16 protein-coding genes and 1 pseudogene are annotated in these 18,393 nt (G+C 54.5%); 12 read left to right on the top strand and 5 right to left on the bottom strand.

Features of this window, described 5'->3' with window-relative positions; genetic code table 11:
* Positions 1 to 208: 208 nt before the first annotated feature.
* Positions 209 to 1,425, bottom strand: a pseudogene (locus C230_RS19835) (amino acid permease).
* Positions 1,426 to 1,821: 396 nt separating this feature from the next.
* Between C230_RS19835 and C230_RS19830 the strand changes: the two are divergent.
* The 3 genes from C230_RS19830 to C230_RS0108305 are packed head-to-tail and all read left to right on the top strand — an operon-like array spanning position 1,822 to position 5,615.
* Complete coding sequence (locus tag C230_RS19830; RefSeq protein WP_018131574.1) at positions 1,822 to 2,424, top strand: TetR/AcrR family transcriptional regulator; 603 nt, start codon at positions 1,822 to 1,824, stop codon at positions 2,422 to 2,424.
* A 52-nt stretch (positions 2,425 to 2,476) separates the two neighbouring features.
* The gene (locus C230_RS0108310) at positions 2,477 to 4,072 is read left to right on the top strand and encodes an acyl-CoA dehydrogenase family protein (RefSeq protein WP_018131573.1); all 1,596 of its coding nucleotides are present in this window, start codon (positions 2,477 to 2,479) and stop codon (positions 4,070 to 4,072) included.
* 31 nt (positions 4,073 to 4,103) lie between these two features.
* Entirely contained in the window at positions 4,104 to 5,615 is a 1,512-nt protein-coding gene (locus C230_RS0108305) for a class I adenylate-forming enzyme family protein (RefSeq protein WP_018131572.1), read from the top strand.
* Between the two features lie 413 nt (positions 5,616 to 6,028).
* Here C230_RS0108305 and C230_RS0108295 read toward each other — a convergent pair whose 3' ends face one another.
* On the bottom strand, positions 6,029 to 7,402 hold the full coding sequence (locus C230_RS0108295) for a sigma-54 interaction domain-containing protein (RefSeq protein WP_018131570.1): 1,374 nt from the start codon (positions 7,400 to 7,402) through the stop codon (positions 6,029 to 6,031).
* Positions 7,403 to 7,616: 214 nt separating this feature from the next.
* Between C230_RS0108295 and C230_RS0108290 the strand changes: the two genes are divergently transcribed.
* From C230_RS0108290 to pruA, 3 genes are all read left to right on the top strand, one after another.
* Positions 7,617 to 8,846, top strand: a complete 1,230-nt coding sequence (locus C230_RS0108290; protein ID WP_018131569.1) for an ornithine--oxo-acid transaminase — start codon at positions 7,617 to 7,619, stop codon at positions 8,844 to 8,846.
* Between the two features lie 5 nt (positions 8,847 to 8,851).
* Entirely contained in the window at positions 8,852 to 9,751 is a 900-nt protein-coding gene (gene rocF / locus C230_RS0108285; RefSeq protein ID WP_018131568.1) for an arginase, read from the top strand.
* Positions 9,752 to 9,812: 61 nt separating this feature from the next.
* Positions 9,813 to 11,354: an L-glutamate gamma-semialdehyde dehydrogenase gene (pruA, locus tag C230_RS0108280; RefSeq protein ID WP_018131567.1), complete on the top strand. Its 1,542-nt coding sequence runs from the start codon at positions 9,813 to 9,815 to the stop codon at positions 11,352 to 11,354.
* A 231-nt stretch (positions 11,355 to 11,585) separates the two neighbouring features.
* On the opposite strand, the gene C230_RS0108275 is transcribed toward pruA, so the two are convergent.
* Positions 11,586 to 12,626, bottom strand: coding sequence for a DUF2334 domain-containing protein (locus C230_RS0108275; protein ID WP_018131566.1), 1,041 nt, complete (start codon positions 12,624 to 12,626; stop codon positions 11,586 to 11,588).
* Positions 12,627 to 12,764: 138 nt separating this feature from the next.
* Between C230_RS0108275 and C230_RS0108270 the strand changes: the two genes are divergently transcribed.
* From C230_RS0108270 to C230_RS0108250, 5 genes are all read left to right on the top strand, one after another.
* On the top strand, positions 12,765 to 13,148 hold the full coding sequence (locus tag C230_RS0108270; RefSeq protein ID WP_018131565.1) for a VOC family protein: 384 nt from the start codon (positions 12,765 to 12,767) through the stop codon (positions 13,146 to 13,148).
* 6 nt (positions 13,149 to 13,154) lie between these two features.
* Positions 13,155 to 13,580 carry a DUF4760 domain-containing protein gene (locus C230_RS0108265; RefSeq protein WP_018131564.1) on the top strand — a complete coding sequence of 142 codons (426 nt, stop codon included), beginning with the start codon at positions 13,155 to 13,157 and terminating at the stop codon, positions 13,578 to 13,580.
* Between the two features lie 152 nt (positions 13,581 to 13,732).
* A complete protein-coding gene (locus C230_RS0108260) occupies positions 13,733 to 14,620 on the top strand; it encodes a PhzF family phenazine biosynthesis protein (RefSeq protein ID WP_018131563.1) in 888 nt (295 codons plus the stop codon).
* A gap of 12 nt (positions 14,621 to 14,632) precedes the next feature.
* The gene (locus C230_RS0108255) at positions 14,633 to 14,848 is read left to right on the top strand and encodes a hypothetical protein (RefSeq protein WP_018131562.1); all 216 of its coding nucleotides are present in this window, start codon (positions 14,633 to 14,635) and stop codon (positions 14,846 to 14,848) included.
* Positions 14,849 to 14,932: 84 nt separating this feature from the next.
* Positions 14,933 to 15,268, top strand: a complete 336-nt coding sequence (locus C230_RS0108250; RefSeq protein WP_018131561.1) for a L,D-transpeptidase — start codon at positions 14,933 to 14,935, stop codon at positions 15,266 to 15,268.
* Positions 15,269 to 15,391: 123 nt separating this feature from the next.
* Here C230_RS0108250 and cbpB read toward each other — a convergent pair whose 3' ends face one another.
* Together cbpB and C230_RS0108240 are read right to left on the bottom strand one after the other, a co-directional pair.
* Entirely contained in the window at positions 15,392 to 15,835 is a 444-nt protein-coding gene (cbpB, locus tag C230_RS0108245) for a cyclic-di-AMP-binding protein CbpB (RefSeq protein ID WP_018131560.1), read from the bottom strand.
* A complete protein-coding gene (locus C230_RS0108240; RefSeq protein WP_018131559.1) occupies positions 15,832 to 16,590 on the bottom strand; it encodes a DUF1189 domain-containing protein in 759 nt (252 codons plus the stop codon). The genes cbpB and C230_RS0108240 overlap by 4 nt, the downstream gene beginning before the upstream one ends.
* Before the next feature lie 183 nt (positions 16,591 to 16,773).
* Here C230_RS0108240 and C230_RS21315 point away from each other — a divergent pair, with 183 nt between their 5' ends.
* On the top strand, positions 16,774 to 18,084 hold the full coding sequence (locus tag C230_RS21315) for an LCP family protein (RefSeq protein WP_018131558.1): 1,311 nt from the start codon (positions 16,774 to 16,776) through the stop codon (positions 18,082 to 18,084).
* Positions 18,085 to 18,393 lie beyond the last annotated feature (309 nt).

Below are 18,393 nucleotides of genomic sequence, written 5' to 3'. Positions count from 1 at the left end.
CCCTTTCACAGGGTACGGGATTCTTGTATCCTGGTCCATGTTAGGGATGGCGGACATCCTGCGGGGCTTGCTCCGTCAGCCTGCCGTCGGCGGGGGGAGGGGGATTCCAATCTGTTTGTTTGGAAAATAGGAGATTGGAAAAGGCTGCCTTGTGGTAGCGAGGCAGCCTTTGTGCCGGCAAGGGGTTGGTGCCCGCGGAAACGGCTGATCAACCGGCGGTTTCCGGGCGTACAACAGTTTTTTGGTTTTCCCGCTTTTTCACGATCAGATGATAGTACAAGTAACAGGCGGCGGCAAACGGAATGCCGCAGTTCAAGCCCATTCGCTGGTCCGGCACGAAGGCGAGACTACTCACAGTGATCAGGTTGAGCGCCAACCCCAGCAGCGGGACAAGCGGATAAAGCGGAGTCCGGAACTTCAAATCTTCCAGCTTGCCGCCTTTCGCCAGAAAGCGCTTTCGCAACAGGTACTGGCTGAGCGTAATCGCAATCCACCCGGAGATGGCGGCCATGCCGGCGATCGAGATCAGCCACAGGTAAACGGTTTCGGCAGCAATCACGCTGGTCAGCAGCGATAATGCACCAAATGCCAGGGCGTTCATCGGGACGCCTTTTTGGTTTACTTTGCCGAAAACTGTCGGTGCCATTTCATCCTTTGCCATCGACCACAGGATACGGGTGGCCGCATACGTCCCGGAGTTGGCCACAGACAACATGGCGGTAAGAATAATGAAATTCATAATATCGGCCGCATATGGAATGCAGATGTTGTCAAACACGTGGACAAACGGGCTTTCAATTACGCCGGCCTGCTGCCAGGGAATCAAGCCGGCCAGCACAAAGATCGCCAGGATGAAGAATACGATCGTCCGCCATACCGTATTGCGGATCGATTTGGGGATCGTCGTTTCCGGATCCCGTCCCCCGTAAAATGGCTGAGCAAAGGCGCGGGCTGGCCGTCTTTTAGCGGGATCAGACGGAACATCGCCGCTCCGCCGAGCACGATAAACAGCAGAATCACCAGCACCTTGATGCCTGCGAACCAGAACTCCGCTTCCCCAAATGCTTTCACCGACAACGCGTTGAGCGGAAACAGGGCGATGCCAAACACCAGGCACCATACCCAGACGGGGATGTCCGGGAACCAGCGCTGCATCAGCATGCCGGAGGAAGTCAGTTCCAACCCGAGCGTGACGGGCCAGCTTAGCCAATACAGCCAGCCGACCGTAAATCCGGTGGCCGGTCCGATGTACCTGGTTGCGTACGTCTGAAACGAACCGGACACCGGCATGGCAACCGCCAGTTCTACCAGACAAAGCATGACCAGGTACATGACAAATCCGCCGACCAGGTACGCCAGCACCGCCCCACCTGGACCCGCCTGGTTGATCGTGTAACCGGAACCGAGGAACAATCCCGTGCCGATCGCGTTCTATTTCAGAATGTAAGCAACAATCGTGCCAATCCGGGAAAAGCGCAAAAAACATGCGAATCGCTGGCGTGAATCAGGAACCATACGATGCAGCAATCAGTGAATCGTCCCTAAAACGGGCTGGTTGATAGAATAACTGGAGACAGGTGTACAAAATTTTTGCGGAACTGCAAAGACATCGTGCAACAAATAAGGAATGTGCAAACAGATTTTGCGTTTTGCTAGGCAGCACACTGTGAGTCACAAACGCTATCTGGTGGATGGCGAATTGAGACGCCCGTTGATCGATGCCTTGTCGGTACTGCCGAACTGGCAGAATATTGACAACGACAGCTGCGATCCATAAAATATAAGTAAGTACTTACTAAGAAATGTGTGGCGGGGGATCATATGTCTCGTTTATCTGCTGAGGAACGTGCAAAGCAAATTTTGCAGGCTGCAACCGAGGTTTTTGCCCAATTCAATTATCAATCGGCGACAACTAGCGAAATCGCGCGACATGCCCAAATCTCCGAAACATTGATCTATCACCACTACGAAAGCAAAAAAGATTTATTTCTCGCCATTCTGAAGACTGTGTCGGAAAAGATCATTCACCGATGGGATCACATTTGCCGACAATTCCCATCTTCTTTGGATCGCCTGTGGAACATCGGCATTTCTTATATTCGGGAGCAACGAACCCATCCCAATGAACTAAAAGTCCTGTTTCAAGCGGTGTCCGAAGTGAAAGATCCGAATGTGCAGGCGGTCTTGCAGCAAACGTACAGAAGTTATGTGGCTTACCTGGAACAAATCATCCGTGAAGGTCAGCAACTGGGGGAGATATTGGAATCCATCGATGCGAGAAGAACCGCTTGGGAGTTGGTAGGCAGCGGCGCCACCAATAGTCTGTTTTTCATCCTCGGACTTGAAGAGTGGACCTTGGAAGATCAGGCGGATCGCTTAAAGAACTTGCTCCGGCAGATTGCTAAACACCCGCTTCTTTGGTGAATTCCATTCATCTGTCGGAGAATGGCTTACATAATGAAAGGAGAGAGGATCGATGACGCTGTCAAGCTGGCAGAATCCCTACTCATTCGATGCTTTTTTGGAGAAACGGGAGGCGTTTGATTTTTACCGCGACGACTTTTTCCTGCAAAAAGCGGTCCGAAAATACGCGGGAGCGGAGTGGGAAAGCCTGCATGAAAAACTTCTTGCATTCTCGCCGAAAGTTTCCTTCCGCTGGCGGAAAATGACCGAGCGGATCGCCCGCCCGGATGTCCATCCGACGATTCTCCACTATGACGCTTTTAATCATCGCATTGACCGGATTGTCAGGCCGCATGAGAGCCTTGTGCTGGAAAAGGAAATTTTTTCTGAAGGGCTCTTCTCGGATCGGGTTACTTCTTGGGAAAGTTTCACAAAACGCCTATTGATTCATGAGTTGGGCGAATTTGGCGTTACCTGCCCTATCGCATGTACCGATGGGTTGATCGCTCTGATTGAACATTTTCACGGTCATGGGATCGCGGAGCTCGACTCCATTTTGCTGCATTGTAAAAATGGGATTAACGGAGACTTTGGGATTGGTGCCCAGTTCATGTCGGAAATCCAGGGGGGGTCGGACATCCCAGCCAATCTTGTGGCCGCGGTTCCCGATGGACGTTTTTACCGACTGTACGGGACCAAGTTTTTCTGCTCCGCGATCCATGCTGACTATTCGGTAGTCACCGCAAAAGTGTCAGGGAGTGAACACGTGGGCACCTTTATCGTGCCGTCGTGGTTGCCCGGTGACAAAGACCGGGAGCGGCGAAACGGGTATGCGATCAACCGAATCAAGTGGAAAATGGGAACTTGTGAACTGCCGACGGCGGAAATTCATTATGACGGTGCGGTTGCCTACCCGATCGGGCCGCTCGATCGAGGTGTGGCAACGGCTGTCGGGATCGTTTTGACCCTTTCCCGTTTGTCCATTGGCTCGGCCAGTTCCGCTTTCATGCTGCGGGCGGCCAGAGAAGCGCAGATGTACAGTGAATTCCGGGATGTGTTCGGAAGAAAAATTGAACAGTATCCGTTGGTAGCACGCCAGTTGAGGTACCTCAAACATGCGGCCGAACGAACGACCGCAGGAGCTTTCAAGATTTATGATCTGTTCCTTCGCTTGGGCAAAAGGAATCAACCCGGATTGGCATCCGATGAACCCCTCGAGATCCGGAAACGCCGATTCGATTTTCGAGAACTGGTTCTCCTGCAAAAGATTTGTACAGCGCAGGAGACGGTGGATGTGGTGCGAAAGGCGATATCCATTCTTGGCGGACACGGAGTGATGGAAGATTTCTCCGCCTTGCCGAGACTCTTGCGTGACGCGATGGTGAACGAATTGTGGGAAGGCCCGAAAAATGTGTTATTGACGCAAATTTTCCGGGATCTGCAAAAAGCCGCTTCCTGGTATGCACCGCAAGAATTTGTTGCCAACAATTTGGCGGGAGCGCCCGCCGATAAAATCAAACAATTGTCAGAGGCACTCACAAAGCTGATGAAACGCCCGGTTCTTGGCCACCCGGATGACCAGTCGATCCAGGCGGCTGAAGATTGGGAAACATTTTGCGCCGACTTCTTTAGAACGTACCAGGAGGTTGCGTTAGCGGAAATTCAATGATAATTCATGTTGGACCTGGGAGGTACCTGTGATGGAAGCGACAATCGGCGAAATTCTGTCCCATCGAGCCTATCTGTCACCCAATCTGGAAGCGGTGGTGTGCGGCGAAAAGCGGTTCACGTACGAGCAGCTGAATGTGCGGGTCAATCAATTCGCAGCATTCCTGTTAGAGCGAAACTGCCGGATTGGGGATCGAATCGGCCTTTTGTGCAAAAACCATGATTCATTCCTGATCGCTTTCTATGCAGCCGCCAAGATCGGTGTGATCACAGTGCCGATCAATTGGCGACTGCATCCCTCAGAGATCGACTATATACTGGAAAACTGCGAAATTTCCGTTCTAATTTACGATTCCGGTTTTTCCGGGGTGGTGGAGCAACTTTCGGCTGTCCAATCGGTTCACACGTTTGTTCAAGTGGGGGATACCGCAGGCAAACATATCAAATTTGAAGCCAGTTTGACGGGCAGACCTACCAGGGAACCGGATGTGGATATAAAAGGCGAGCAGCCTGCTGTCATCATGTACACTTCGGGAACCACCGGAAAACCGAAAGGAGCCATTCTTTCCCACAATAACTTTTTTTCCACATCAGTTGGAACGGTACGAACCATCGATTGGCGGTACGGGGATCGTTTTCTTTCGATGACGCCCGCGTTTCATATTGGGGGGGTGATTCCGCTGGTTACCTGCGTGCATACAGGCAATACTATCTGTTTCATGCCGGATTTTAACCCCATACAAGTCTGGCAAACCGTGCAGGATGAGAAAATCAATTTAATGATGTCGGTACCGGTGATGCTACAGGTCATGTTACAAGTTCCGCAGTTGGGCTCTTTTGATAAATCATCAATTCGATCCATTATCTGCGGTGCCTCCCCGGTCCCGGAAACCGTGATCCGTACCTACTATCGGTTGGGGATCAAAGTGGAACAAGTTTATGGAATCACAGAATATTCCGGAGCCGTTACATTCTGGACGCATGAGATGGGACTGGACAACTGCGCTTCGATGGGAAAATCGGTGTTTCACGGTACTGTCAAAATTGTGGATCCAGTGAGCGGAGCGGACTTGCCGGCTGGAAAAATTGGTGAAATTGTATGCAAAGGCCCACAGGTTTTTTCCGGGTATTGGAGGAATCCTGAGGCAACCGAAAAGACGATCAAAGACGGATGGCTGCATACGGGGGATCTTGGCAAGCTGGATGAAAAGGGATTTTTGTATGTCATCGACCGGTTAAAAGACATGATCATTAGTGGCGGAGAAAACATCTATTCGGCAGAATTGGAGGCTGTCATTGCCGCTTTGCCGAACGTCGCCGAAGTTGCGGTGATCGGGGTGGTTGATGATACATGGGGAGAGGTACCTAAAGCGTTTATTGTCAAGGTACCTGGAACGAACTTGAACGAGCAAGAGGTACTGGCATTTTGTGCCGAACGGTTGCCGAAATTTAAAATTCCCAAATACATCGAATTCATTGATGCACTTCCGCGAAATGCTGTAGGCAAAATCCTAAAAACCGCGCTGCGAAATCGTGCGCGCTAAAGCTTGTGACCGGAAGCCGACTGTCCTTCCCTGCCGGTTCCGGATGCATCCGGCGGGGTAAAACAGCATGGACGCATAAGTCTCTGTATGTTAGAATATCCTTAGGAAATAGCAGGAGGGAGCTAAAGCCCCCTCCTGTGGAGATTAGTGTTGGCCCCCGCGATCTTTGCCGGATCGGGGGCCTTTGCCTTTGTTTAGAGCTTTGATAGCCAGCGCGAGTCCTTTCAAGAAGGCCCCTGCGGCTGCCAAAAGCTCGGCAAAAGTATGCCAACTCATCCCACATCACCTCCTTTCCTTGGAGGTGAAAGGAGAGGGAAAGTCCCTCCAAATTTAGTCTACCATAAAATTGATAGGTATAGTATGTGGTACCAGAACTCGTGTTTTGGGAGGAATTGGTGAAGAACGATTCCGGCTCACCGAATCTTGTATTTACGCAACCGGTATTGCAGATTTTGCCGGCTGATGTTTAATTCCTGGGCGGCGCGGGTGATGTTGCCGTTGTGTTTGGCCAGCACCTGCCTGATATATTGCGCTTCGTACTGGCGGATCGCCTTTTGCAGGCTTGGCGCTTCGCCATCGGTTCCCGGCAAGCCCTGCGCGGACCCGGCTTTGTCCGGCTGCAAGTTCACTCTGCGGCGCAGATGACCGGGCAGATGGTCGAACGTGATGACCGGTTCGTTGCCCATCAGGTTCATTGCGCCTTCGATCACATGTTCCAGTTCACGGACATTTCCGGGCCAGTCGTAGGAATCGAACAAATCCATCACCTGCTCGCTCGCCGACCGGACGTCCATTTGAAACAGCCGGTTGTATTTGCCGATAAAATGGTCTACCAGCAGCGGGATGTCCTGTTTCCGTTCCCGCAACGGCGGCACAAACAACGTGACCACGCTGAGCCGATAGTACAAGTCTTTGCGCAACCGGTTGTTGGCGATCATGTCGATCGGATCCTCGTTGATCGTCGCGATAATCCGCACGTCGATTTCCTTTTCCTTCGTGTCGCCGATCCGCCTCACCGTTCTTTCCTGAATCACACGCAACAATTTGGCCTGCAGCCCCAGGCTGAGGGAGTTGATTTCGTCCAGCAGCAGGGTGCCGCCTTCCGCCTGTTCAAACAGACCGGGCCGGTCGACCGAACCGGTGAAAGCGCCGCGCTTTGTGCCAAACAGCAGGCTTTCGATCAGCGTGTCCGGCAAAGCGGCGCAGTTTTGCGAAATAAACGGTCCGGCTGCGCGGGAACTTTCATTGTGAATGCTTTGCGCAAACAGTTCCTTCCCGGTTCCAGTTTCGCCCACGATCAGGATGGATGAGGAGGTACGGGCGGCCCGTTTCGCGTTTTCGATCACTTCCAGAAAGTTGTCGCTGTTGCCGATGATGCTGTCGAATGTATAGCGGGTGCCTTTTTTCAGGATGTTTTCGCGGAGCATCCGTTCCATTTTGGTGACGTCTTTCGCAATTTCGACCGCCCCGATAATCTTGTTCTCGTGAAAAATCGGGAACGTGTTGTTGACGGTCGTAATTTCATTGCCCTTGAAGTTAAAGTAGGTCTGCTTGACGTTCTTGCTCGATTTCCCCTCGTGCAGCGCCTGCAGCAGGGTGCTGTGCTGGTTGTCCGGAAACTTGAACACATCCAGCAGATTTTTGTTCAGCACATCTTCCTTTTGCATCGATTCGATCCCCGCCATTTTGCGGTTGTAGATGATTGTCTTCCCCGTTTCGTCCACCACGTGCACGCCTTCGTCCAACTCTTCCAGCAGATGCTCGTAGATTTTCAGCAATCGGTTCATTGAATTCCCACCTTCCATTCAAAATGGTACTCGATTTTCATTTGGAACTGCAAATATTTTTTGCGTGATGGATGCAAAAGTAAGATTACGTGCAAAAAATTTGTTCTGAACGAGCGGTGCAACCCGCCCAATTTCCGCTGAATCTAGCGTTGGCATCAAAATTGCAGACAGACATAACAGGAAGATTTTCATCAACCGATGGGAGGTTGCTTGCATGTTGCCAGCTGCAGAAGGAGCAATTTTCAGTTCTGCTGATGTGATCGAACGGGAAGAACGTTACGGGGCGAAAAACTATCATCCGTTGCCGATTGTGATTGCCAAGGCGGAGCGGGTATGGGTGGAAGATCCGGAAGGAAACCGCTACATGGATATGCTGAGCGCGTATTCCGCCGTGAACCAGGGACACCGACATCCGAAAATCATTCAGGCTTTGAAAGAGCAGGCAGATCGGGTGACGCTGACGTCCCGCGCTTTTTACAACGACCAGCTGGGGCGGTTCTACGAAAAGGTGGCCCGGCTGACCGGCAAAGATATGGTGCTACCAATGAACACCGGGGCGGAAGCGGTCGAAACGGCGATCAAGGCGGCCCGGCGCTGGGCGTATCAAGTCAAAAAAGTGCCGGAAAACCAGGCGGAAATCATCGTCTGCGAAGGAAATTTCCACGGCCGGACGATCACCATCACCTCTTTTTCCTCCACCAACGAGTACAGGCGGGGATTTGGGCCGTTCACGCCGGGGTTCAAGGTCACTCCGTATGGGGACATCGAGGCGTTGAAGCGGGCGATCACCCCGAACACGGCCGCCTTTTTGGTCGAGCCGATCCAGGGGGAAGCGGGTATTGTGATTCCGCCGGAAGGGTTCTTGCGGGAAGCGAAACGGCTTTGCGAGAAAAACAACGTGCTTCTGCTGGCCGATGAGATCCAAACGGGCTTTGGCCGCACCGGGAAGCTGTTTGCGTGTGACTGGGAAAACGTGGTGCCCGACATGTACATCATGGGCAAAGCGCTTGGCGGAGGCGTCTTCCCGATTTCCGCGGTGGCAGCCGACAAGGAGATTCTCGCCGTGTTCGAACCCGGATCGCACGGTTCCACGTTCGGGGGCAATCCGCTCGGCTGTGCGGTGGCGGTGGCGGCGCTGGAAGTGATCGAAGAGGAGGATCTGGTCAACCGTTCGTTGGAGTTGGGCAACTATTTTGCGGAAAAGCTGCGAACGATTCAAAATCCGGACATTCGCGAAATCCGCGGCAAAGGGCTGTTCATCGGCGTCGAATTGACCGGCAAGGCCCGCCCGTATTGCGAACAACTGAAGGAACTCGGGGTGCTGTGCAAGGAGACGCACGAAACGACGATCCGATTTGCGCCGCCGCTGGTCATCACCAAGGACGAACTGGATTGGGCGTTTGAACGGATTCGCAAAGTGCTGTGTCCGGCAACCGGGAGGTAACTTGCATGAAAAAAACGGTATCGATCATAGGAGTCCCGCTCGATCTGGGACAAGGCCGGCGGGGAGTTGATATGGGAGCGTCGGCGATTCGCTATGCCAACTTGCATCAGCGGATGGCCAGGCTCGGGTATGAGGTGGTCGATTTGGGGAATGTGAACGTGCCGACTCCCGAATCGCACCGCGTCACCAACACAAAACTGAAGTACATGCCGGAAATTGTCACCGTATCGAACGAACTGGCGCGATGGGTGGAGAGCGAAATGCAAGCGGACCGTTTCCCGATCATTCTCGGCGGCGATCATTCGATCGCGATCGGCAGCGTTGCCGGTGTCGCGAAAGCGGTCGAAAAATTGGGCGTGATCTGGTTTGACGCACACGGCGACATGAATACGGAGGAAACGACGCCTTCCGGCAACATCCACGGTATGCCGCTGGCAGTCGCGCTCGGCCTGGGCCATCCGGAACTGACCGGCGTGGCTGGGTTCTCGCCGAAATTGGAGGCAAAAAATGTGGTGATCGTCGGCGCCCGTTCGCTCGATCCGGAGGAGAGGCTGCTCATCAAGCAGACGGGTGTTTCCGTCTTCACCATGCACGAGATCGACAAAATGGGCATGTCGGCCGTCATGGAACAGGCGATTCGGATCGCATCCGAGGGAACGGACGGTGTGCATTTGAGCCTCGATCTGGACGCGTTTGACCCGCGGGAAGCGCCGGGAGTCGGCACGCCGGTGCTCGGCGGCGTCACGTATCGCGAGGGTCATCTCGCGATGGAGATGCTGGCTGCTGCCGGTGTGCTGACCTCGGTTGACGTGGTCGAGGTGAACCCGATTTTGGATGTGGAGAACCGGACGGCCCGGGTGGCGGTCGACATGATCTGTTCGCTACTGGGCGAAACGGTTTTATAATCATGTGCAAATACGGGAATTCTTGAGAAGAAGCCGGAAAAATCAATGGAGGAATCACACGATGATCGAATTTCGCAACGAACCGTTCACCGATTTTGCCGATCCGGCCAACCGGCAGGCGATGGAAGCGGCGCTGGCCAAGGTGAAAGCGGAGTTTGGCAAGGTATACCCGTTGGTGATCGGCAGGGAGAAAATGTTCACCGACAAACGGGACCAATCGGTTAACCCCGGCAATCTGGATGAAGTGGTCGGCATCCAGTCGCAGGCGGACAAAAAGTTGGTGGATCAAGCGATACAGGTCGCGTTGGAAACGTTCAAGACCTGGCAGCATGTGGACCCGCACACGCGGGCCGGCTATCTGTTCAAGGCGGCGGCGGTGATGCGCCGGCGCAAGTTTGAGTTTGCCGCCTGGATCGTGTATGAAGCGGGGAAAAACTGGGCGGAAGCGGATGCAGACGTGGCGGAAGCGATCGACTTCCTGGAATTTTACGGACGCGAGATGATCCGCCTGGGCGGTCCGCAGCCGTTGGTGCCGCTGCCGGGTGAAGATAACCGTCTGTACTACATCCCGCTTGGCGTCGGTCTCATCATCCCGCCGTGGAACTTCCCGCTGGCGATCATGGCGGGGATGACTGTGTCCGCGATTGTGACGGGCAATACGGTATTGCTGAAGCCGGCATCGCAAACGCCAATCATTGCCGCCAAGTTTGTCGAGCTGATGGAGGAGATCGGTCTGCCGCCGGGCGTCATCAATTATGTGCCGGGTGATCCGGCGGAAATCGGCGATTTTATGGTCGAGCATCCGAAAACCCGGTTCATCTCGTTCACCGGCTCGCGCGACACGGGGCTGCGGATCAACGAGCGGGCGGCCAAGGCGGCACAAGGCCAAATCTGGATCAAGCGGCTGGTGGCGGAGATGGGAGGCAAGGATGCGGTCGTCGTTGACGCATCGGCCGATCTGGAGGAAGCCGCCATTGGCATCGTACAGTCCGCATTCGGGTTCCAGGGACAGAAATGTTCCGCCGGCTCGCGAGCGATCATTCACAAAGATGTGTATGACGAGGTGCTGGCGAAAGTGGTCGAGAAGACGAAACAGTTGCGGATCGGGCTGCCGGAACAGAACTATCCGGTCGGCCCGGTGATCGACCAGAAGGCGTTTAATAAAATCATGAGCTATATCGAAATCGGCCAAGGCGAAGGCCGGCTGATGCTGGGCGGCGGCCGGGCGGAGGGCAACGGCTGGTACATCGAACCGACGATTTTTGCCGATGTAAAAGAAGACGCCCGCATCATGCGGGATGAAATTTTCGGGCCGGTCGTGGCGTTCTGCAAGGCAGACAGCTTTGAACACGCGGTTGACATCTTCAACAATACGGAATACGGCTTGACCGGATCGCTTTACACCAACAATCGCGAGCATCTGGAATATGCCCGCAGACATATGCACTGCGGCAACCTGTACTTCAACCGGAAATGCACCGGCGCTCTGGTCGGCGTCCACCCGTTCGGCGGCTTCAACATGTCGGGCACCGACTCGAAAGCGGGGGGCCGCGACTACCTGCTGTGGTTCATGCAGGCGAAAGTGGTATCCGAGCGGTTTTGATCCGTTTGCGGGAAGGCAGCACATCCAGGCTTGGCACGTCGCCAGGCCTGTTTTTTTGCTTGGCCCACCAGGGAGCCGATTTTTCACCGGCGGTCCGGACGCTATAGATGACTGAAACGGGGTGCCATCCCCTTCTTTCGATCGTGGATCCTGATCGGCTGGCGACTGAGATCGCGGGGCGTACAGGGACTGGCCCCTGCCAAACCCTGCAGCCTGGAAAATCCGCAGTGCTCAGTCAACCGTGTTCCACACCACTGGTTGGGGGAGCAGGCAACCGGCTCCAAGGGGCCAAATCGGTTCTGGCAACAGCTGCACGGGTGGGCGGGGCCAGAACGGCAGCGGATAGAAAACCACCTGCGACTGGCCGGGCGACACCCGCTGCTTGGGCAGCACATAATACAGCGGCACCCAGTCAAATCCCCGTTGCCGGAACCCGTGAATCAGCTTCTGCAGATCCGATTGTGTGTCCCGGCGGTATTGAAACACCGGCAGCCCGTTGCGGAAGACAGGTTTCCCGGTCTGACCGGTGGCCCGCTCTAAAAATGGAAATTCGCGAAATGGATGATAAAACAGGGAGGCTAACCCGTCGAATCCTTCCAGTCGGGACAAGACCCGCTCGACCGTGTTCCGCTCGTCGATATAGCCGAGCGGTGTCGGAATGTAAAAAACGCCCGTTTCCGACATAAACACGTTTGTGGCTGCCCGGCCTTCCACGTCCGGCTGATAGATTACGCGGCTGAACAGTTCAAAGATCCGCTCCTGCTGGCGGGTGTGCGTATAATGGGGCGACTCCCAAAAATGCGGGTAGAGGCCGGCACGCCGAAACGCGGCCCAACTTTTGGTGACCCGCTGGACCGCATAGGCGGGCGTTTTCGTTTCCGGCGCATTTTTTATGTCAAATTCGAAACCGGTTGCCGTATCCTGATTGTCATCCTTCATTTTCCGGTTGCCGTACTGGTGGGTATAGCCGTGCATGCCAAACAAAGCGCCCTGCTTCTGGGCGGTTTGCAGCAGACCGATGAGCTTTCTCAAGTATTCGTCCGGATATGGATCGTCGATTCCTTTTTCATACCAACTGCCGTCCGATTCGATGTTCTTCCAGCGGGGGATGAGTGCCACGTGAAACGGCACCCGTTCCGCAAACAGATATTCAAAAACGGCGCGTAACCGCCCGAGATCCTCAAGCGTCCGATACGGCCCGCCTGGTCCGACATCTTCCAGGCGCAGCAAAGCGGGACGCATGTTGGCAAACGTTTCGCTGCGAACAAGCAACAGAACCCCCTCCCGGATCAGGCTTCTGTAGCATATGCCCAATCTCGGCGAAGAGACGCTGCCAGCGGAAAAATTGGGTGACGGATGGCGAATTTTGCGAGAACGTAGTACAATTTTCCATTGTGAGGAGGAGTTCAGATGATCCAAAAAGTCGAACATGTCGGTATCATGGTGTCGGACGCAAAACGATCGATCCGGTTTTACGAAAATGTGATCGGGTTGGAAGTGATCAAGCGGGAGAAGTTGAACGATCGGGTAGAATTGATCTTCATGGGATTTCCGGGACAATCGGACGTGCAGATCGAGTTGGTGGCCGGAACCGGCGAAACCTATCCGGTGAAAGGCGTGGTCAACCATGTGGCGTTCACCGTGACGGATATTGAAAAGGAATGGGAGCGTTTGAAAGAACTGAACGTGGAACTGATCGACGACGAACCGCGGACGATTCTGGGCGGCGTCAAGGTCGGTTTCTTTTACGGCCCGGACAATGAGCGGCTGGAATTTTTCCAACCGAAGGAGTGAGCGGCTGTGAACAAACCGACCCGTCAAGATGCCGATTTGATGCTCAAACTGTACCAACAGTTTGAGGCGGACCGGATGCGTGCCGCCAGAAAGTGGATGGCGACCGAATTTCAGGTGTCCACTTACGAACGGTTTGTCGAGCGGCATCCGCGCGGCAGCGAAGGCTTTGACCATTTTACCGGATTCTGCGGATTTTTTGAGATGATCGGGACGTTTTTCAAGCATGGGTTGCTGCATCCTGACCTGATTTTTGAGATGTGGTACATAAACGGTTTTTACGGCCCGGTGTATCCGATCATCGACGGCTGGCGCAAACAAGGCGACAAGCATATCGCGGAGAACTTCGAAATCCTTGCGCTGGCAGAGCTGGACTGGATTGCGAAAGTCAAGGGAGAGCAGTACGTGCCGACCGTCCCGTATCGGAAGAGATAACTGATTGCTGCCGAATCGCCTATTTCAAAGTAGCGGTGGAATTGAAATGCTCGTACCGATGGGTACGGCATATTTTTTTGTTGCGTAACCCGCGGTGATGCCGTACAATCTTCTAAATATGCCAGTTGCTGGGGGATAGGAGGAGTGGTGCCATGCATCGATTGCCCTTTTTTATCGTCGATGTGTTTGCGGAAGCAAAATATGCCGGTAATCAGTTGGCCGTATTCCGGGGGGCCGGCGGCCTTTCCACGGCGGAAATGCAGAAAATCGCCAGAGAGATGAACTATTCGGAGACGACCTTTCTCCTGTCGGACGAACAGCAAAACGGCGGATATGACGTGCGGATTTTTACGCCGGAGGAGGAGGTTCCGTTCGCCGGCCATCCGACGCTTGGCACCGCCTTTGTGATTCAACGGGAGATTGCCGGGAAGGCGGCCGATACGATTGTGCTAAACCTGCGGGTCGGCCAGATTCCGGTGACATTCGGCGGCGCGGGGGGAGAGAACGATCTGCTGTGGATGAAACAAAATCAGCCCGTGTTTGGCGAAACGGTCGATCCGCAGCGAATCGCGAAAGTGCTGAGCATTGAGGAGGAAGACATCGATCACCGATTCCCCGTGCAGGAAGTGTCCACCGGGCTGCCGAGCCTGATTGTTCCGTTAAATTCGCTGGACGCTGTCAAGCGGAGCCGCACCAATCGGGACGAGTATTTTGCACTGGTCGACAAGCTGCAAGCGAAAGCGATTCTCGTCTTTTGTCCGGAGACGTACAGCAGCCAAAATCAGGTAAACGCCAGGGTGTTCGGCGACTATTTCGGAGTGCCGGAAGATCCGGCGACTGGGAGTGCCAACGGAAACCTGGCCGGTTATTTGGTGAAACACCGGTATTTTGGCCGGACGCAGATCGATTTGAGGGTCGAACAGGGGTATGAAATCGGACGGCCTTCTCTGCTCTATCTACGGGCTGAGGAAAAAGCGGCCGGGATTGAGGTGTCCGTCGGAGGCCATGTGGTGATGGTGGCGAAGGGAGAATTCGTATAAGGGGGAATCCGGATGCATCAATCCTTGTACAAGCTGAAGCAGTGTCCGAGCTGCGGCAAGTCGCAGCCGCAACTGGACTGGGTCACGTGGTGTTCGAAATGCGGCATGGTCGTCTGTTCCAACTGCGTGCATCAGGTGCACCGTTGCCGGGATGGATTCTCGTTTGGCATTCCGGGACGCGGCACCCGCTATTTCGAGACGATCCGTTTGCATGAAAACGAATTTTGAACGGCCATGCACCAGCCGCTAGGTATTCGCATACCTTGTAACAGCGAGACGGTGTCGCTATGCAGGCGGCGAAGGGGATGCGAAATGGCGTATCGAATCACCGTTGATATGTCGGAACGAAAATTGTATCTCTATCAGGACAGCGAACTGGTGAAAACGTATCCGGTCGGGATCGGCCGGGTGCTGAGCCAAACGCCACAGGGCGAATTCATGATCGTCAACAAGGTGCCGAATCCAGGCGGGCCGTTCGGTGCTTTTTGGATGGGGCTGTCGAAAAGGCATTACGGCATCCACGGAACCAACGATCCTGCGTCGATCGGTAAGCGCGTGTCGCACGGCTGTATCCGGATGCACAACAAGGACGTGCTGGAACTGGCAAAGCGGGTGCCGTTGGGGACGCATGTGACGATTCGGCCGTAACATCAGGCAGGCGGCTTGGCGGTAGCCGGGAAGGCCGCCTGCCGCCTGGCAGTTGTGACCGCAGCAAACAATGGCGTGGGAAGCGTGTCCCGCGCCATTGTTATTGTCGTACGCCCAATCCGATCAGACGTTTCGAAAGTGCCGGTAGACCAGGGCAAGGATTGATCGGCGGGTGAGAATCCCGGCGAACACCCCGTCCTGGTTCTCGATGCAGATGAATGGGTTGTTGATCGACAGCTCGAGCGCCCGGAAAAAGGTGTCGTTTTCTTTCAGGCGAGGCACTTTGCGGTTCATGATTTGTTCCACTTTGAGATCGCCCAATTTTTCATGTTCGATCCGTTCGATCCCGAGGATCGTATCGAAAATCAGCGTCGTACTGATCAGTCCATGGATGCGAAAATGCAGGTCGAGCACCGGTACGGCCGAATAGCCGGATTTGGTCAATACGAGCAGGGCGTGCTCCAACGAATTGCCCAATTGGACGTGCGCCACATTGTCGGCCGGTATGATCAGCTCCCGGATTTCCTGTTGCAGAAGCAGGCTGTCTCTCATGTTTATGGTCGTCATTCCACACCATCCCCCTTTTTGAAACTCCCCATTCCATGGTGCATGTATGTCAACACGGCCACCCAGAAAGCAAGCGACAGGTAGTGGGACTGTAGAAAAAAGTTGAGCAAATCGATCAGCGACGCCGGTATCAGTGAAAATGCCGCGATCAGCCACGCCTGCCGGTAGCTGAGGCGGATTCTTTGCAGCGAAGCGATCAGCATGGCCAAAAACGAGAACAGGGTGATCTGGACAAAGCTCCATCCGATCATGCCAAGTGACCCGATGACCAGTGCGATCAGCAAGAGAGGCTTCAAAAACGGAACCATCCTGATGATATCGTGTTTTGTCAGTGGATTCCGCAACATCAGTTGGTTTTTGTAGGAAAAACTTTGCTGGACGCCGCGGTTGAGGACGTACAGTTCCGTTTTTCCGAAAACAGCGCCCGAGTTGATTTGATTAAGCGAATCGCGCGGGACGGGAGCCGAAACGTCGACGATTACAGAATACCCGTTTTTCGCGGTTAATGTGACTGGGGTCGGCCCGTCAACCAGCAGCTCGCTTCCATTGTAATGGAACGGCGGCATCTTGGCGGGAAACTCATTTTGCATAAACCATACAAACTGGTTGATCGAATTCGCCATCATCAGCGCTTTCACGCCGGTGACCGATGTGAAAAAAACGAACAGAGTCAGGATCAGCCGCCACAGTTTCTGCTGCGTCAGCCGCTTGTAGGAAGCAGGTCTGCGAATGCTGTGCCAAATTGTGTAGATCAAGTGATTCCCTCCTAATACAATTTATTGTAGCCGTTTGCAAGCGGTTCGTACAGTGGCGGACCTGGAGGATGGAAAAGATTGTTGATCTGGGACTTTCGCAATCTTCCCCGGCAACGGAACTGCATGGTACAATAAATCTGCTACGGGAGCGGAAGGCCGAGGCAAGGATAAAGGAGCGGTAGGATGGATATTCGGGAGACCAATCAACCTGCACAACAAGAGTCAATCGGCCGCCGGGTGCGCGCTCCAAAACGGCGCGGCAAGGGACTTCGCAGAATTTTGCTGTTGCTGGCCGCGTTTCTGATCGGCTTGCTTGCCTACGACCTGATTGCGGTGATGAAGTTTTTGGATCGGGCCAACCACAATCATTTCACACCGATTGGCAACACGGTATCCACCGACAAATGGGAAGGCAAGGAACGGGTGAACGTCCTGCTGCTTGGGGTGGACAACCGCGACAAGGATACGGCGCCGCGGTCCGACACGATGATGCTGGTGTCGATCGATCCGGCAACCGGTCATGCCGATCTGCTGTCGATCATGCGGGATACGTACGTCACCGTTCCGGGGCACGGAAAAAGTAAAATCAACGCGGCGTTCGCCATCGGCGGGCCGGAGCTGGCTGTGAAAACGGTGGAAAACTTTTTGCAGATTCCAATCCATTACTATGTGGTGACCGATTTTAAAGGATTTGAGGGAGTGATCGACGCGATCGGCGGCGTTGACATGAACGTTGAGATTCCGATGAAGTATGTGGATGACGGCGTGTACGACATCAACCTAAAACCGGGCCAGCAGCATCTGAACGGACGTGAGGCCCTGCAATACGTGCGGTATCGGGGAGATGCGAGGGCCGACTTTGCCCGGACCGAACGGCAGCGCAAGCTGGTGAAAGCGGTGTTGGCCGAGATGAAGACGCCGCTCACTTTGGTACGCTTTCCCGCTATGTTGAAACAGGCGGAACCTTATGTGCAGACGAACATGACGGTGAGCGACCTGACTCGCTTGTCCACCGACCTGCTGGCGATCGATTCGGCATCGATGAAAAGCTATCAGATCCCGCCGGACGACCTGTTGACGGAAACGTACAACAATCTCGGTGAGTCGATTCTCGAACCGGATGTGAAAGCGGTGCAAAAATTTGTGCGGGAAGCTTTGGGGAACAGCGGCGGCTCATCCGTCCATGCGGGCTCCGGCTTGTCGACCAACGCTTCCGCCGCTGGCGGAGATGCGGCGAATTCCGGTGGCAGCATGGGGACGAATGCGGCGGCCGGTTCCGGCACAGGCGGCAAAAAAACGGGCCAGCGGACGGCGACTGTGACCGATCCGGTCAACGTTCGCCAGGGGCCTGGCACGAATCATGCGGTGATCGCCTCCGCCTCACCTGGTGAAGAGGTCACTGTGCTGGGCGAAGAGGGCGGCTGGTACAACGTCAAGCTGCGCAATGGAACGGTCGGCTACATTTTTGGGCAGTACTTGACACTGAATCAATAGCGGAACGGCAAACAGGCAATCGTCACGGCGATTGCCTGTTTTTAGTCGTACGCCCAGCATGGGCGTCATCTCTAGGGTGAGAGTCCCGAACGGGGGCTGGCGAGCGCCTACCGTAGCCAAGGGCAAGGGTGTCCGTCGCGAGGCGGAATCTGAAGGAAGCCGGAGGCAAACGCACGGCTTGAGGTACACGAACCCAATTTGAGGCCGTTACAGTCGGATGAGTTGCCTACACACAACGAAATCCAAAGCCGCCAAGGGCTGTAACGGTAGACTTGGGCAAGCGCGGGCGGAAAGATGACGCTCTTATCT

It is taken from the genome of Effusibacillus pohliae DSM 22757, from assembly GCF_000376225.1.
Lineage (GTDB): Bacteria > Bacillota > Bacilli > Tumebacillales > Effusibacillaceae > Effusibacillus > Effusibacillus pohliae.
This window is presented reverse-complemented; position numbering and strand designations above follow the sequence as displayed.

Coding starts and splice junctions, on each gene's coding strand:
- C230_RS21315 (WP_018131558.1), top strand. CDS start 16,774: ATGGATATTCGGGAGACCAATCAACCTGCACAACAAGAGTCAATCGGC.
- C230_RS0108305 (WP_018131572.1), top strand. CDS start 4,104: ATGGAAGCGACAATCGGCGAAATTCTGTCCCATCGAGCCTATCTGTCA.
- pruA (WP_018131567.1), top strand. CDS start 9,813: ATGATCGAATTTCGCAACGAACCGTTCACCGATTTTGCCGATCCGGCC.
- rocF (WP_018131568.1), top strand. CDS start 8,852: ATGAAAAAAACGGTATCGATCATAGGAGTCCCGCTCGATCTGGGACAA.
- C230_RS0108290 (WP_018131569.1), top strand. CDS start 7,617: ATGTTGCCAGCTGCAGAAGGAGCAATTTTCAGTTCTGCTGATGTGATC.
- C230_RS0108260 (WP_018131563.1), top strand. CDS start 13,733: ATGCATCGATTGCCCTTTTTTATCGTCGATGTGTTTGCGGAAGCAAAA.
- cbpB (WP_018131560.1), bottom strand. CDS start 15,835: ATGACGACCATAAACATGAGAGACAGCCTGCTTCTGCAACAGGAAATC.
- C230_RS0108255 (WP_018131562.1), top strand. CDS start 14,633: ATGCATCAATCCTTGTACAAGCTGAAGCAGTGTCCGAGCTGCGGCAAG.
- C230_RS0108295 (WP_018131570.1), bottom strand. CDS start 7,402: ATGAACCGATTGCTGAAAATCTACGAGCATCTGCTGGAAGAGTTGGAC.
- C230_RS19830 (WP_018131574.1), top strand. CDS start 1,822: ATGTCTCGTTTATCTGCTGAGGAACGTGCAAAGCAAATTTTGCAGGCT.
- C230_RS0108270 (WP_018131565.1), top strand. CDS start 12,765: ATGATCCAAAAAGTCGAACATGTCGGTATCATGGTGTCGGACGCAAAA.
- C230_RS0108250 (WP_018131561.1), top strand. CDS start 14,933: ATGGCGTATCGAATCACCGTTGATATGTCGGAACGAAAATTGTATCTC.
- C230_RS0108310 (WP_018131573.1), top strand. CDS start 2,477: ATGACGCTGTCAAGCTGGCAGAATCCCTACTCATTCGATGCTTTTTTG.